Here is a 15337-nt window from a genome sequence, read left to right on the forward strand (position 1 = left end):
CATTTATTGCCATAAACATCTGAGGTGAATAGTTCAGCATCCGCATTATCCCCGGCACAAAAAAGGCCATATATAGTAGTATTGGTTTTGGCTATACTGGTAAATATAGCCGGCATAGGCATTAAATATTTTACCGACGATCCCAGTTTGTACAGCATGCTTGCCCGTACCATGGCTCAAACCAACAACTTTACCGATATAATTTATCATGGTAAAGACTGGCTGGATAAACCGCATTTTCCGTTCTGGATGGCGGCTCTGAGTTTTAAAGTGTTTGGTATTGGCACCATAGCCTATAAATTACCGGCGCTATTGTTTTTTCTGATGTCGGTACTATATACTTATAAACTGGCCCGTAAGTTTTACGACCTCGAAACTTCACTTATAGCCATCCTGATATTGCTTACCGCCCAGCACGTGTTGATGTCAAATACCGATGTGCGGGCCGAGCCCTATATTATGGGCCTGCTGATGGGCGCGGTATATCATTTTTATAAGGTAAAAGAGCGTTTTAGTTTTATAGATATACTGCTGGCTTCGTTATTTACGGGCTGTGCGGTAATGACCAAAGGCATTTACCTGCTGATCCCCATAGGCGCTGCCATCATAGGCGATTACCTGTTTAAAAAAGACCTGAAAAGTCTTTTTCACTGGAAATGGCTGCTGGCTTTTATACTGGTATGTGTGTTTACTTTACCCGAGATATATACCTTATATATACAGTTTGATCTGCACCCCGAAAAGGTTGTGTTTGGCAAAACTGGAATTTCAGGCATTCATTGGTTTTTGTGGGACAGCCAGTTTGGTCGTTTCAATAATAACAGCTTTATCCGTAATACGCATGGCAGTATCTTCTTTTTTCTGCATACGCTGCTGTGGGCCTTTGCACCATGGATGCTGTTGTTTTACTATGCCCTGATCAGGCATATTGGTAAAATGATTAAAGGCGTAAAACTACCCGAGTATATCACGATCAGCGGCTCGGTTATTATGCTGCTTATTTTTTCGGTGTCCAAATTTCAGCTGCCGTTTTATACCAACATTTTGTTCCCATTCTTCGCCATTATTACGGCCGGTTTTGTGCGGGAAGTTTTTAGCAGCAATAAGAACCTGTTTTTTACCATTGCTCAATACAGTGTAGTAGGTTTACTCATTATTGCTGTAGTAGCTCTTCATTTTGTTTTTGCGCCCGAACGACTGAATGTATTTTTACCACTCTGTATTTTATTGACCGGGGTTGGTTTATATCTCTATAAAAATACAGCTTCCCGGCAGAGGACCTTGTTTTTACTTACCTGCTGTACCGGGTTGTGGGTTAACGCTTACCTCATGAGTGTGGTTTACCCAACTCTGCTCATTTATAAGGGCGATGTACATGCAGCCGAATACATTAACGAATATCACCCCGGTGTGGAGGTGATAGCTACCTTTAATGTGCCTAATGCTTTTGAATTTTACACCCACCAGCCAGTTACCTTTATGGGGCTGGACGACGCGGCTAAGCACCCCAATGCACTCATCTTAATAAACGACGATCAAAAAGCCCAGCTGCAAAAGAGCAATACACCTTTTAAACTGGTGAGTACGTTTGATAACTACCCGAACGAGAATATGACCCTGCCGTTTATCATCAAAGCCAAAAGGATGATCACACTCAATCATTTCTTTTTGGTGAGGATGAGTAGCACTGCAAAATAAAATCCCGAAATTCGCGCCAGATAAATCCGAAATCAGAATATGCTGCAAATACAGGAAAACGTATCCCTTAAAAACTTTAACACTTTTGGTATTGATGCCTATGCCCGTTATTTTGTAGAGATAGCCCATGAGGATGATCTGGTTGAGTTGTTTGCCGATTTGCAATGGCAGCAAACCGAACGGCTGGTAATAGGGGGCGGCAGCAACCTGTTGCTGGTTAATGATTTTAAGGGTTTAGTGATCCGGATGAATATTCGTGGTATTGAGCACCGTATAAGTCATGATGATGTTTATGTAGAGGCCGGTGGTGGCGAGGTGTGGAACGACCTGGTAAACTTTTGCGTGGCCCGCGAATACGCCGGTATCGAAAACCTGAGCCTTATTCCCGGGTCGGTAGGGGCATCACCCATACAAAATATTGGCGCTTATGGCGTAGAGTTAAAAGACGTATTTGTGAGCTGTAAGGCCTTTGAAATTGCGGCGGGCACGTTTAAAACCTTTACCAAAGCCGACTGCCAGTTTGGTTACCGAGAAAGTGTATTTAAAAATGAGCTGAAGGGGCAATACATTATAACATCAGTAAAATTCCATTTGTCGCTTATTCCCAATATTAATACCCAGTACGGTGCTATAGGGCAGGAGCTGGCCAACCGTGGCATTACTGAGCCTGCTATAAAAGATGTGTCACAGGTGGTATCTCATATCCGTGTATCCAAACTGCCCGATCCCTCAACCATAGGCAATGCTGGTAGTTTCTTCAAAAATCCCCTCATCAGTGTTGATGAATTTAATACCGTTCATGAAAAATTTCCGGATGTGGTTAATTATCCGGGCGGCGAAGGTTTGGTAAAACTAGCCGCCGGCTGGCTTATTGAACAGTGCGGCTGGAAGGGAAAAGTGGTTGGAAATACGGGCACCTGGAAAAATCAGGCATTGGTATTGGTGAACCACGGCGGTGCCACCGGCCAGGAGGTGTACAACTTTTCGTCGCAAATCATAGACAGTGTGTACACTAAATTTGGCGTTATGCTACAACGCGAAGTAAATATTGTTAGTTAAATTATTTCATTAATAATTAATAATCCTACACATTTTTTGTTTTCGTATATAACATTTTTGTTACGATTAAACCTTTCTTGTTTTTTCTATACATTTTAATTTTGCTATTAAATAGCTGTTTGTTAGATGGTTATGTAATTTAAAGGTGTAGTTATTACACCATGCATTTTCAGCTAAAATAAAAGCTTAAAGTTTTTTTTACAATCATGTTTAACCTGTAAGTGGCATTATGCTTGCCTAATGATTAGTACAAAACTTTAACAAAATGACAAAGATTGAGTTTAACACCCTAGTACTACGTCAGGCAAGTTCATTGAGGTCATATGCACTTCACTTTACACATGACGCAGATGATGCAAACGACCTTGTCCAGGATACAATGTTGAAGGCCATAACTTATTACAATAAGTTTAAAGAGGGCACAAATTTAAAAGGATGGTTATATACCATCATGAAAAATACATTCATCAACAACTATCGCCGTTTTGTTAAAATGAGCACATTTGTTACCAAGTCTGATGAAATATCATCACCCAACCTGGTATTCAGTTCAACAAAAAATCAAGGTGAGGCAAAGTTTGTGATGGACGATATTAAAAGAGCGCTTGACAGGTTACCCGAAGATTACTATGTACCGTTTACCATGTATTTTGAGGGTCATAAATATCATGAAATAGCCGATCACCTGGATATCCCTATCGGAACCGTAAAAACGCGTATCCACGTGGCTCGTAAGCTATTGAAGAAAAACCTGAAAGCTTATGACAACGGCATAGCAAGGCCAGTTTACGCAGAGAATTAATTATTTATTAAACTCAGTATATATAATAGAAAAACCCGCTGTAAGGCGGGTTTTTTGTTTGCTGTAAGTTTTTATTAAACTCCCTGTATCGTTTCCAGGTCATAAGTGTAAGCCGATCCGTTAATGGTAATCTTGGCTTTATGGTCTCCTAAAAATATAATAGTGCCTTTATAATCCCAAACCCCTTCGGCGCTGCTGCCTTTGGTGGCAAATGTGGCCATCCCGTTTATAATATCCCCTCGTTTTACGGGATCGATAGTTAAGCCGGTAAAGTTGAAGTTATATGAACCGATCATTGGTTTTTCTGAAGCTTTTTTTGGCTGCACATTGGAATATGAGTTCAGTGAGCCATTCATTGTAAGCTGAGATGTTCTGCTGCCCGGTGTAAGTTTGGTTATTACCAAGGTTTCGCCGCTTTTTAATTGAATGGTATACGCACTGGTTGTAGCCGAAACATTTAAGCTGTCGTAAACGCTTATACCCGAAAACACTTCGTTTTTGCAAAAGGCCTCGTATTTTATTTTGGTCCATATATTAAATTTGGCGGTATCACTCAGGTCAAAATCAAAGCTAAAAGCTGTATCAACCTTAAATCCGCACTCGGGTGTGCCATCGTTAGTTGACTGTATTTTTAAATGGTTCTTTTGTTTTGCACTCATGGTAATAGGCTCATCTATGCCATCGGCAATGCTGAAAGTACCGTATTCGCCGTATAATATCTGTTTCAGGTTTAAAGCTATCTGGCCACCTACCACCTGGGCGCTAACAGTGCTCTTGTTTTGTTCTGACGGTGATGATTTGGTACAGGCCCAATAGCTTACCGCTATTAAACTGAGTAGTAAAAAAATAAATTTTGACTGATGTTTCATGACTGGGTTTGGTTGTTTTTTGCAAACTTAACTTATTATCAATAAATTAAGAAAAAAGCTATTCAAATTAATATGCCCATGTTTACGGTATCAATTATGTAAAAGTTATTGCAATATGGGCACTCATCGTAAAACTAAGCACCAATTAACTACCAAACTAATAGGGATTTTCTTAATTTCGCAACCTCATACGTGTAAATAATAAAATGGACTATCAATTTAAAGATATAGAGCAAAAATGGCAGCAGTTTTGGGCCGATAACGGAACCTTTAAAGCCGAAGATAAAAGCGCCAAACCCAAGTATTATGTGCTGGATATGTTCCCTTACCCATCGGGCGCGGGGCTGCATGTTGGCCACCCGCTGGGTTATATTGCCTCTGATATTTTTGCACGTTACAAACGCTTAAAAGGGTTTAATGTGCTGCACCCAATGGGTTACGACAGCTTTGGCCTGCCGGCCGAGCAGTATGCCATACAAACCGGGCAGCACCCAGCCATTACCACTGCCGATAATATTGCTACTTACCGCCGCCAGCTTGATCAGATCGGTTTTTCGTTCGATTGGAGCCGGGAAGTGCGTACCAGTTCGCCGGAATATTATAAATGGACGCAGTGGATATTTATGCAGCTGTTCAACTCCTGGTATAATAAGGATGCCGACAAGGCTCAATCTATTGCCAAACTGGTAGCCCATTTTGAGCAGCATGGCTCTGCCGGAATAAACGCGGTAAGCGACGAGGAAATATTAAGTTTCACTGCTGATGAATGGAAGGCTTTTACCAACCAGCAACAGCAAAACGAATTATTAAAATACCGCCTTACCTATCTGCGCGAAAGCACCGTGAACTGGTGCCCTGCCTTAGGTACTGTATTGGCCAATGACGAGGTAAAAGATGGCTTTAGCGAGCGCGGCGGTTACCCCGTGGAGCAAAAGAAAATGCTGCAATGGAGCATGCGCATTACAGCCTATGCCGAAAGGTTATTGCAGGGTCTTGACACCATTGACTGGCCAGAGCCGCTCAAAGAAATGCAGCGCAACTGGATAGGCAAAAGTACAGGCGCGAGTGTGAGGTTTCCGATTCCTGGTACGGGGAGCGAGGAGCGAGGTGCGGGTGATCGGTCACCGGCAACAAGCAACACGAACCACGCAACTTACATCGAGGTTTTCACCACCCGGGTTGATACCATTTTTGGTGTTACCTTTTTGGTGATCGCCCCTGAGCATGAGTTGGTAGCCACGTTAACCACGCCGGAGCAAAAGGCCGATATTGATGCGTATATAGCCGCAACCAAAAAGAAATCGGAGCTTGACAGGATGGCTGATGCCAAAACCGTATCGGGCGCGTTTACCGGCAGCTACGTGTTGAACCCGCTTAACGGCGAAAAAATACCGATCTGGATTGCCGATTACGTGCTGGCCGGATATGGCACCGGTGCGGTTATGGCCGTACCATCGGGCGATCAGCGCGATTATTTATTTGCCAAGCATTTCAACCTGCCGATAGTACCTATTATCGACGTACAAAATATTGAAACCGAAGCCGACCCTACCAAAGAAGGAACTTATATTAATTCCGACTTTATGAACGGTCTGGATTATAAAGCCGGAACAGCGGCCGTTATAGCCAAACTGGAAGCCATTGGCGCAGGTAAGGCCAAAGTGAATTTCAGGATGCGCGATGCCATATTTGGTCGCCAGCGTTACTGGGGCGAGCCTGTGCCTGTTTATTTTAAAGATGGTTTGCCTCATTTAATTGAGGAAGATCATTTGCCTTTGTTATTACCCGAAGTAGATAAATACCTGCCAACCGAAACCGGCGAACCTCCACTGGGCCGTGCCGAAGGCTGGAAACACCCGGAGGGTGAATATGAATTGAGCACCATGCCGGGTTGGGCTGGCTCAAGCTGGTACTGGTACCGTTATATGGATGCTCAAAACGATAAAGAATTTGCATCAAAAGAAGCTATTGAATACTGGAAAGATGTCGATCTGTATATCGGTGGCTCTGAACATGCTACCGGACACTTGCTGTACAGCCGTTTCTGGAATAAGTTTTTAAAGGATATTGATAAAGTGGTGGAGGAAGAGCCTTTTAAAAAGCTCATTAACCAGGGCATGATTCAGGGGCGGAGTAACTTCGTGTACCGTTTAATTGATGAAATGGGACGTGGAACCAACACTTTTGTATCACACGGGTTGATTAAGGAATACCATACCTCGCCTTTGCATGTAGATGTTAACATTGTAGAAAACGAGGTTCTTAATATTGATGAATTTAAAAAATGGCGTGAAGAATATGCCGATGCTGAATTTATATTGGAGAATGGTAAATACATCTGCGGCGTTGAGGTTGAGAAAATGTCGAAATCCAAATTCAACGTAGTGAACCCGGATGACATTATTGGTCGTTACGGTGCCGATACCCTGCGCATGTATGAGATGTTCTTGGGGCCATTGGAGCAAAGCAAACCATGGAATACCAATGGTATTGAGGGTGTGTTTAAATTCCTGCGCAAATTCTGGCGCTTGTTCCATAACGATGCCTGGGAATTTGGCGTAACCAATGCGGAGCCGTCAAAAGCCGAGTTGAAATCGTTACACAAGATCATCCGCAAGGTGGAAGAAGATGTAGAGCGTTTCTCGTTCAATACCTCTGTTTCCAGCTTCATGATAGCCGTTAACGAGCTTACTGATCTGAAAAGCAACAACCGTGCTATTTTGCAGGACATGGTGATTATCCTGTCGCCTTATGCACCGCACATCTGCGAAGAGCTTTGGACTTTGCTGGGTAACCCCGCGGGCAGCTTATCATACGCACCATTCCCTAAGTTTAACAGCGCATACCTGGTTGAGGATGAGTTTGCATACCCTATCTCCATCAATGGTAAAATGAAATTGAACCTAAATATTTCATTAAGCCTGGAGCCAAAAGCTATTGAAGAGTTTGTGTTGGCCAATGCCGATGTACAAAGATACCTTGACGGCAAAACCCCCAAAAAGGTAATTGTTGTTAAAGGACGGATTGTAAATATGGTGGTATAATGCCTTAAGCCCCTAACCCCCTGAAGGGGGAATTTTTGAATAACTTATTTAAGCCGGTGGTGACACCGGCTTTTTGCGTTCATATCTATTTGTCATTTCCTTTAGATTAGCTTCAACAAGATAATAAGGGTTATTATTATTGTTGAAGCTTTCTTTTTGCTTCTTTTTCTTTGTTAATAACCTTAGATTTTGTGGATAAAGTAACAGCGGTAAAGGCGCATTATTGTCATTTCCAGGCATGTAGGCCTATCGTTCGATTTACTCCTTTACCGCTTGTTTTAAACTGTGGCATCAAATAGAAATTAGAGTTTACGAGGCTCATTAGTAAGGAATTGATGTAGTTTAAAACATGTTAACTGTTTACTAACATAAACAGGGTAAAGATATGGAATTTGAATTTTTCATTGGTATCGATGTGTCCAAAAACGAATTGGACTTTGCTGTTCAGCAAGGCAGCCGGTTTCTATTCCACCAGGAAATTGCTAACGCTCCGGCAGCAATCAATACATTTCTCAAGGAGTTGGGAAAACTTCCTGGGTTCAGCTTAAGCAAAGCTATTTTCTGCATGGAGCATACCGGCATTTATAACAACCATGCTTTGGCTTGCCTGCATAAAAAGAAGGCACACATTTGCTTAGAAGCGGCTACCCAGATCAAGAACTCATTAGGGAATATCCGGGGCAAGAATGACAAGGTAGATGCCATGCGTATCGCCTGGTATGCTTATAAGGAGCGGGAAGGGCTGCGCTTATGGGAGCCTAAGCGCGAAGCTGTGCAGCAACTTGCCCATCTTGCAGCTACCCGGTTACGGTTGATAACTGTTAAAAAACAATTGAAAGTGCCACTAAAAGAGCATGCGTCTTTCAGTCCCGGCAAAACCAGCAAGCAGAACCTACAAGCCTGCAGCCATTCCTTAAAGGCGATCGAAAGCGACATAGCCAGGACAGAGCGGGCTATAGAAGAAACTATTAAAGCGGACAAAGAATTAACCCGGATATTCAAACTGGCAACCTCAGTAAGCGGCATTGGCAAAGTAACTGCCGTTCAGGTCATTGTTACTACCAACGAATTCAAGGACATTAGCGACCCTAAAAAGTTCGCTTGTTATTCAGGCGTAGCACCTTTTACAGATAACTCCGGTAAGGTTGTTAAAAAGGCCAGGGTATCGCATATGGCCAACAAAAAAGTAAAAACGCTCCTACATCTTGCAGCCATAGTTGCTATACAGCATAACCAAGATCTAAAACGCTTTTACCAACGAAAGGTATTGCAGGAAAAAAAGAATAAAATGAGTGTCATTAATGCCGTTAGGAACAAACTCATATTACGCCTTTTCGCCTGCGTCAACCAAAACAGACCTTACGAAAAAAATTATCAGAAATTAGTTGCTTAAATCATAGAAATCGAACGGAGTGAGCAATTAATCAACATTTGTTTAAGATCGCTTATTCATGAGCAAAATTGATGATAACTAACTATTCATGAATTTTTTAAGAGTTTACAATAATATAACTTTTACTTAGTGTAACATATACATGACAAATTTCAATTTGTTAAAAAAATTAAGTTTTAGGGTGTAACATTTAAACTATTTTCGCCTCCAATTACGAAAATCCTTACGAATGAAACGTTTTTACATATTTATAGCACTTTTTTGTTTTGCAGTTTCTGCAAAAGCCCAGTTTGGTGTCGGCGGCGGCGGACCAACCACAACGGGCCGTATATCGGGTACGGTGGTCGACTCACTTACCAAAAAACCAATGGATTATACCACAGTAGGTTTATACCGTAGCGGCGGTAAATCGCCCATTACCGGCGTATTGACCGACGAAAAGGGGAATTTTAAACTGGATAATGTAAAGCCAGGCAATTACAAATTAGTGATATCATTTATAGGTTATCCGTCAAAAACGGTTGAACCTGTAACTACTACCGCTTCAAAACCTGATAACAAATTAGGACAGATTTTTATAGCACCCAGCGCAAAATCGCTGAAGGAAGTTAGTGTGGTTGGTCAGGCCCCGCTTATTGAAAATAAGATAGACAAGATAGTTTACAACGCCGAAAAAGACCTTACCGCTGCAGGTGGTAACGCTACTGACGTATTGCAGAAAGTACCTATGGTTGCTGTTGATATTAACGGTAACGTATCTGTACGTGGTGATCAAAATGTGCGTGTATTGATCAACGGCAAGCCTTCAGGCGCTACATCGGCCAGTTTATCTGATGTGTTGAAAACCATCCCTGCCGATCAGATCAAGAGCATTGAGGTAGTAACTTCACCATCGGCCAAGTACGATGCTGAAGGTTCGGGCGGTATCATTAACATCATCACCAAGCAAAAAAATGTATCGGGCATCAGTGGTTCGGTAAGCGGTGGTGTGGGTACCCGTCAAAATAATGGTAACGTTAACTTAAATTATAACAAAAACCGCTTTAGCTTAGGCATTAACGCGGGTGGTAACTTAACCTGGCCGCAAACATCGTTAACCACTTTTGATCAGGTTTTGAAAGATGCTGATGGCAATCCAACCATACATAACTTCAACAATTCCAGCAGCCGTATTAAAAGGCATGGTGCCATAGGCTCGGTGACTCTGGGTTACGAGTTTAACGCCTTTAACAGCATTAACAGTACTTTCAGGCTTAATGACGGAGGGTTTAATATTGATGGGAGCGGCATTAATAATATTGACAACTTTATTTCGCCTATACAATATACAAGTACAACGGGATCGCATAACCACTTTGGCGGTTTTGACTGGAACCTTGATTATACCCACAAATTTAAAAAGGAAGGCCATGAGCTTACCGTCTCGGGTCAGTGGAGCCATAGCGATATTACTACCGATTTTAGCAACTTATTTAGCGCTGTTAACCCAAGTCAGACTGGTGGTAATAACGGTAAAAATAATGAGTACACTTTCCAGGCCGATTATACTTTGCCGATAAGTAAATTATTGAAATTAGAGGCCGGCGGTAAAACCATACAGCGCCGCATCAATAGTAATTACGATATATTTAATATAGATACTTTAGATAATAAGGAAGTACGCGATTCATTAAACTCAAACCTGTATGATTATAACCAGAACGTGTATGCGGGCTATACTGTGTTAACATTTTCTCTGCCAAAAAGCTGGTCGATATTAGCAGGCGGCCGGGTGGAAAACACCAGGATCAAAGGCGACCCGCAGAACCCTTTTCAGGACGTAAACAGTGGGATATATCAGAATCTGCAACCGTTTTCTGCCAGCTACACTACCTTTATCCCGAGCTTAACCTTGCAAAAGCAGTTTGGTAACCAAACGCTTAAATTATCTTACAGCAAGCGTATTCAAAGGCCAAGCCTGCAGTTTTTAAATCCGTTCATCAACCGCAGCAACGTGCAAAATCAAACAGTAGGTAACCCTAATTTATCGCCGGAGATTTCACAAACAATTGAGTTGGGTTATAATACCTTCATTAAATCATCTGTACTTAACTTTTCGGTTTATTATAAAAGAACCAGTAACCTGATAGAAGGTATCGCGTCGCCATTAACTGAGGTAATACGCGGCGATACTATTCAGGGTACCCGTACCACCTATTCAAACGTTGGTAACAACAAATCATTCGGCGCCAGCTTCTTCGGATCGGTAAATCCAATAAAGGCTTTAACTATACGTGCAAGCATTAACGGTTTCACTTACAGCCCAACGCCCGAAGGTGTTTTTGCTGATAACTCATCAGCAACCGGTACCTATTTCCAGTACTCGGCTTTTGCAAGCGCCTCGTACCAGTTTAAAGGGAATTTTGTGGCTGAGTTGTTTGGCTTTAACAACTCATCGCGCAGAACTATACAAGGTACCAACCCAGCCTTTGGCATATATGCCTTTGGTGTAAAAAAACAATTCCTGGATAAAAAACTGTCTATTGGCTTTAATACTGTACAACCGTTTGCCAGAGACAAACATTTTGACCAGAATATCAACAGCCGTGCTTTTTCGCAAACAAGCTCAACGGCATTTCCGTTCCGTTCGTTTGGTATAACATTTAGCTACAGCTTCGGTAAGCTGAACTTTAGCAACCCTAACCAGCAGAAAAAAGGCATCAACAATGATGACCAGAAACAAGGCGACCAGAATGGTGGCCAGGGTGCACCAACGGGCGGCAGATAATTTTCAAAGCACTTAAAAATAAAACCCCGGAGATATTCTCCGGGGTTTTATTTTATGATAAGTTTTTTTGTCATCCTGAGGTATGAAGGATCTGTTCGTGAACTATGCATGGCGGCGCTTAGATGCTTCACTGCGTTCAGCATGACAAAGGTCATTACCCGGGGTCGTCTTTTTTTATAAACTTCTCTGTCATCCTGAGCGTAGAGAAGGATCTATTGCAAGCTATGCATATTGACGATTAAATGCTTCACTGCGTTCAGCATGACAAAGGACAGTTTACTCAGCCTCCACATTAATACCTATCTGTTTAAGCAGTAACGAGGCATTGAAAGTTTTGCACTCGCCATGTTTAATTTTATAGTCAAACAGCATTTCGCCATCCTTTACCTGTATATCAAAATAATAGTTACGCACGTAATCGGGGTATTTGTTTTCGAGTTGAGCAATTTGCAGGTCGTGTGTAGCTACCATGCCCACCGCCTTTTTGCTGATCAATTGCTCAATCACCGCTTTAGAACCGAGGTACTTGTCGACCGAATTGGTACCGCGCAGCATCTCATCTATCAGGAAGAAGATCTTAGGCTCATTTTCTACCGCCGCCAGCAGCATCTGCAGGCGGTCGAGCTCAGCCTTAAAGGTTGATGTACTCTCGTTCAGGGAGTCCTTGATACGCATATAGCTGATCATGGTAATTACCGATACCCGCATGGTTTGGGCACACACGGGGGCGCCGCAAAGGGCCAGTACGGTATTGATACCAATAGTGCGTAAAAAGGTGCTTTTACCGGCCATGTTTGAACCGGTAATAATATCTATCTTAAAAGTATCGTCAAGCTCATAATCATTTTCAATACGTTTGTTTGCCTCAATAAGCGGGTGGGCCAGCCCCGTTGCTATCAGCGTATAGCCGGGTTTATCTTCAATTTGCGGGAAGCTCCATTCGGGGTAATTAACGGCCAGCCCGGCTAAGCTAAGCAGGGCCTCAAACTCGGCTATCACGTCAAAGGCTGTTTCCAGGCTTTCATTATTCTGGCGTTTCCAGTTTTCAATGGCTATAACCTGGCGTATGTCCCACAAAAAGAACAGGTTGAGTATAAAGCCAATAATGATGTTTAAATGGTAATTGAGCTTGTTAATGAGTTCGGCCAGTTCCTTTATTTTGTTTGATGTTTGTCCGGTTTTTAGCTGTTTGGCCAGGCCCGTATTATAAGCAGCCTGCCACTGCTCTTCCTCAATCCGTTTAAATACATCGGCATAGTTGGCTAAGGTATCGCCTATTTTACCGGCAATCACATCAGCCTTGCGTATGTACATGGCCTTTGAAAATACCAGTCCCATATTTATAAGGCCCACCACAATGGCAACAAGTTTTACCACAGGGAAAAACCAGGCCAGCACCAGCAACGTGGTGAACAGGTAAGGAGCTATCATAGTGTATACGCTCAGCCACTTTTCGCCCGGCATGTTTAATGATATATGCAGGTATTTAAAAAGGTTGGCAAGCTGGTTGGTATCCTGCTGCAGGGCAAATAGCAGTCGGGTTTGTATGTCAAGCTTCCATTCGTCCTTGTTGGCTATTTCCTGCACGGCGGCCTGCCTTGCCAGTATGGTTTCTTTATCCGACGGTTTATCGAACCAATGAGCGAGTTTATTATTGCCTGTTGAGGTAGCCGAGCGGTTCACCAAATGATACAATGAGGCGTTTCCAAAAATATCCAGATCGGAGGTGTAAAAATGTTTGTCGTTATTAAACCGGATTCCATCACTATAAATGTTGGCATGGCTTTGTATGCTGGCTATCTCGTTATTATTAATTTTTTGCAGGTCATCAAAATATTGTTTTTGGCGCTCATACTTGCCCTGCCGCGATACCAGCCAGGCAAACGCAAAAACAAGAAATATAAAAGCGATGGCCACAATGCTGAAATTATCCTGCAGTACGGCAAAATAAATTGCCACCACAATGAGCCCGAAAATGCTGAGCCTCAGCAGCGAATAGGTATTGGCCAGCTTTTTGTATTTATCAGCATGTTGTCCGGCCAGCTGGGCACGCAGCTTGTAATTGTTAATAATATCCTGTTCCATACCGGTAAAAAAGTTGCGGCTAAATAAGCACATATATTTTAAATAAACGTTATTTGTTCAATTATATATGAAGATTACTTTTCTCACCGTTGGCAAAACCGAAGATGCTTACTTAAAAGAAGGCATTGATAAGTATGTAAAACGCCTGAAGCATTACACCAAACTGGAATTGGTTGAACTTAACGAACTGAAAAACACCAAGGCCCTGAGCGCCGAACAGCAAAAAGCAAAGGAAGCCGAGATGATACTCAAAAAAATAAACCAGCTCGATTATGTTGTACTTATGGACGAAAAGGGCAAGGAGTATTCATCTACACAGTTTGCTGCTTATATCAACAAAAAGGAGATTAGCTCGTCGGCCAATCTTATTTTTATCATTGGCGGCCCGTATGGGTTTGATCAGTCGGTTTACCAGCGGGCCAACGATAAAATATCCCTCTCCCGCATGACTTTCTCGCACCAGATGGTACGCCTGTTTTTTGTAGAGCAGCTATACCGGGCTTACACCATTATTAAAGGTGAACCCTATCATCATGAATAAGTAGATGTGCAGATTTCAGATATGCAAATGTGCGGATGGAGCTTAGAACTTGTTATAATTCAACAATGATGAATTTCTGATTAAGACAAATTATCTGCATAGCTGAAATTTGCATATCTGCACATCAAAAACCTTATCTTTGCTATATGTCAGCAGGTCACGATCATTCACATGCGCACGGTCACCATCACCATGATCATGCCCCCAAAATAGATCATCTGAACTCCGCGTTCATTATAGGTATTATATTAAACTCGGTATTTGTGGTGATTGAAGCGATTGCGGGTTTTATAACACACTCCTTATCATTGCTAACAGACGCAGGGCATAACCTCAGCGATGTAGCTTCGCTTGCCCTGGCTTTGCTGGCTTTTAAGCTAACCAAAGTAAGTGCCAACAGAACGTACACTTACGGCTATAAACGGTCAACCATCATTGTATCCTTTTTTAACGCAATAATTTTATTTGTGGCAGTAGGCTTTATCGTTTACGAAGCTATTGTGCGTTTTATGAACCCTGAAACCGTATCGGGTGGTACCATGGCCTGGGTGGCGTTTATTGGCATTGGCATAAATGCTTTTACGGCCTGGCTTTTTGTAAAGGATAAAGATACCGACTTGAATGTAAAAGGCGCCTACCTGCACATGGCGGTTGATGCCATTGTATCATTTGGCGTAGTGGTATCGGGTATCATCATTTATTTTACCGGCTTGTATTGGATTGATAGCGTAGTGAGCGTAATTATTGGTATTGTGATACTGCGCGGCACCTGGAGCCTTTTAAAAGATAGCCTGCGTTTAGAAATGGATGGTGTGCCAGCCGAAATGGACCTAAGCAAAATTAAAGCCGAACTGATGAAATGTAAAGGTGTGGTTGATGTGCACCACATGCACGTTTGGGCCCTGAGCACTACGGAAAATGCCCTCACCGCCCATCTGGTTGTAAAGCCGGAAGCGATGACCGAATTTGACAATATTAAGCACGACCTGCGCCACCGCCTGCAACACCTCGATATTAATCACAGCACCTTTGAACCCGAGTTTGCTGACGAGAAATGCAAACAGCCGGAGTGCTTGTAA

The 15337-nt window shown here is 42.5% G+C and carries 11 protein-coding genes; 8 read left to right on the forward strand and 3 right to left on the reverse strand.

Annotation, left to right across the window (positions count from 1 at the left end; translation table 11 throughout):
- Positions 1-24: 24 nt before the first annotated feature.
- The 3 genes from SNE25_RS06485 (at position 25) to SNE25_RS06495 (ending at position 3559) form a co-directional block, all read left to right on the forward strand.
- Entirely contained in the window at positions 25-1698 is a 1674-nt protein-coding gene (locus SNE25_RS06485; protein WP_321564283.1) for an ArnT family glycosyltransferase, read from the forward strand.
- 39 nt (positions 1699-1737) lie between these two features.
- The gene (gene murB / locus SNE25_RS06490) at positions 1738-2757 is read left to right on the forward strand and encodes a UDP-N-acetylmuramate dehydrogenase (RefSeq protein WP_321564284.1); all 1020 of its coding nucleotides are present in this window, start codon (positions 1738-1740) and stop codon (positions 2755-2757) included.
- Between the two features lie 265 nt (positions 2758-3022).
- A complete protein-coding gene (locus tag SNE25_RS06495) occupies positions 3023-3559 on the forward strand; it encodes an RNA polymerase sigma factor (protein WP_321564285.1) in 537 nt (178 codons plus the stop codon).
- Between the two features lie 74 nt (positions 3560-3633).
- Here SNE25_RS06495 and SNE25_RS06500 read toward each other — a convergent pair whose 3' ends face one another.
- Complete coding sequence (locus SNE25_RS06500) at positions 3634-4428, reverse strand: hypothetical protein (RefSeq protein ID WP_321564286.1); 795 nt, start codon at positions 4426-4428, stop codon at positions 3634-3636.
- Positions 4429-4634: 206 nt separating this feature from the next.
- Between SNE25_RS06500 and leuS the strand changes: the two genes are divergently transcribed.
- Positions 4635-7472, forward strand: coding sequence for a leucine--tRNA ligase (gene leuS / locus SNE25_RS06505; RefSeq protein ID WP_321564287.1), 2838 nt, complete (start codon positions 4635-4637; stop codon positions 7470-7472).
- 48 nt (positions 7473-7520) lie between these two features.
- Here the strand turns inward: leuS and SNE25_RS06510 are convergent, their stop codons facing one another.
- Positions 7521-7712 carry a hypothetical protein gene (locus SNE25_RS06510; RefSeq protein ID WP_321564288.1) on the reverse strand — a complete coding sequence of 64 codons (192 nt, stop codon included), beginning with the start codon at positions 7710-7712 and terminating at the stop codon, positions 7521-7523.
- Positions 7713-7857: 145 nt separating this feature from the next.
- Between SNE25_RS06510 and SNE25_RS06515 the strand changes: the two genes are divergently transcribed.
- The gene (locus tag SNE25_RS06515) at positions 7858-8865 is read left to right on the forward strand and encodes an IS110 family RNA-guided transposase (protein ID WP_321564289.1); all 1008 of its coding nucleotides are present in this window, start codon (positions 7858-7860) and stop codon (positions 8863-8865) included.
- Between the two features lie 229 nt (positions 8866-9094).
- Positions 9095-11632 carry an outer membrane beta-barrel family protein gene (locus tag SNE25_RS06520; RefSeq protein WP_321564290.1) on the forward strand — a complete coding sequence of 846 codons (2538 nt, stop codon included), beginning with the start codon at positions 9095-9097 and terminating at the stop codon, positions 11630-11632.
- Between the two features lie 276 nt (positions 11633-11908).
- Here SNE25_RS06520 and SNE25_RS06525 read toward each other — a convergent pair whose 3' ends face one another.
- The gene (locus SNE25_RS06525; protein ID WP_321564291.1) at positions 11909-13750 is read right to left on the reverse strand and encodes a MutS-related protein; all 1842 of its coding nucleotides are present in this window, start codon (positions 13748-13750) and stop codon (positions 11909-11911) included.
- 34 nt (positions 13751-13784) lie between these two features.
- Here SNE25_RS06525 and rlmH point away from each other — a divergent pair, with 34 nt between their 5' ends.
- A complete protein-coding gene (rlmH, locus tag SNE25_RS06530; protein ID WP_321564292.1) occupies positions 13785-14258 on the forward strand; it encodes a 23S rRNA (pseudouridine(1915)-N(3))-methyltransferase RlmH in 474 nt (157 codons plus the stop codon).
- Positions 14259-14404: 146 nt separating this feature from the next.
- Positions 14405-15337, forward strand: a complete 933-nt coding sequence (locus tag SNE25_RS06535) for a cation diffusion facilitator family transporter (protein ID WP_321564293.1) — start codon at positions 14405-14407, stop codon at positions 15335-15337.

The organism is Mucilaginibacter sabulilitoris, from assembly GCF_034262375.1.
Taxonomy (GTDB): Bacteria; Bacteroidota; Bacteroidia; order Sphingobacteriales; family Sphingobacteriaceae; genus Mucilaginibacter; species Mucilaginibacter sabulilitoris.

What these genes read in the sequence shown, in the direction of transcription:
- murB (WP_321564284.1), top strand. Translation starts at nt 1,738, where the DNA reads ATGCTGCAAATACAGGAAAACGTATCCCTTAAAAACTTTAACACTTTT.
- SNE25_RS06495 (WP_321564285.1), top strand. Translation starts at nt 3,023, where the DNA reads ATGACAAAGATTGAGTTTAACACCCTAGTACTACGTCAGGCAAGTTCA.
- SNE25_RS06500 (WP_321564286.1), bottom strand. Translation starts at nt 4,428, where the DNA reads ATGAAACATCAGTCAAAATTTATTTTTTTACTACTCAGTTTAATAGCG.
- leuS (WP_321564287.1), top strand. Translation starts at nt 4,635, where the DNA reads ATGGACTATCAATTTAAAGATATAGAGCAAAAATGGCAGCAGTTTTGG.
- SNE25_RS06510 (WP_321564288.1), bottom strand. Translation starts at nt 7,712, where the DNA reads ATGCCTGGAAATGACAATAATGCGCCTTTACCGCTGTTACTTTATCCA.
- SNE25_RS06515 (WP_321564289.1), top strand. Translation starts at nt 7,858, where the DNA reads ATGGAATTTGAATTTTTCATTGGTATCGATGTGTCCAAAAACGAATTG.
- SNE25_RS06520 (WP_321564290.1), top strand. Translation starts at nt 9,095, where the DNA reads ATGAAACGTTTTTACATATTTATAGCACTTTTTTGTTTTGCAGTTTCT.
- SNE25_RS06525 (WP_321564291.1), bottom strand. Translation starts at nt 13,750, where the DNA reads ATGTGCTTATTTAGCCGCAACTTTTTTACCGGTATGGAACAGGATATT.
- rlmH (WP_321564292.1), top strand. Translation starts at nt 13,785, where the DNA reads ATGAAGATTACTTTTCTCACCGTTGGCAAAACCGAAGATGCTTACTTA.
- SNE25_RS06535 (WP_321564293.1), top strand. Translation starts at nt 14,405, where the DNA reads ATGTCAGCAGGTCACGATCATTCACATGCGCACGGTCACCATCACCAT.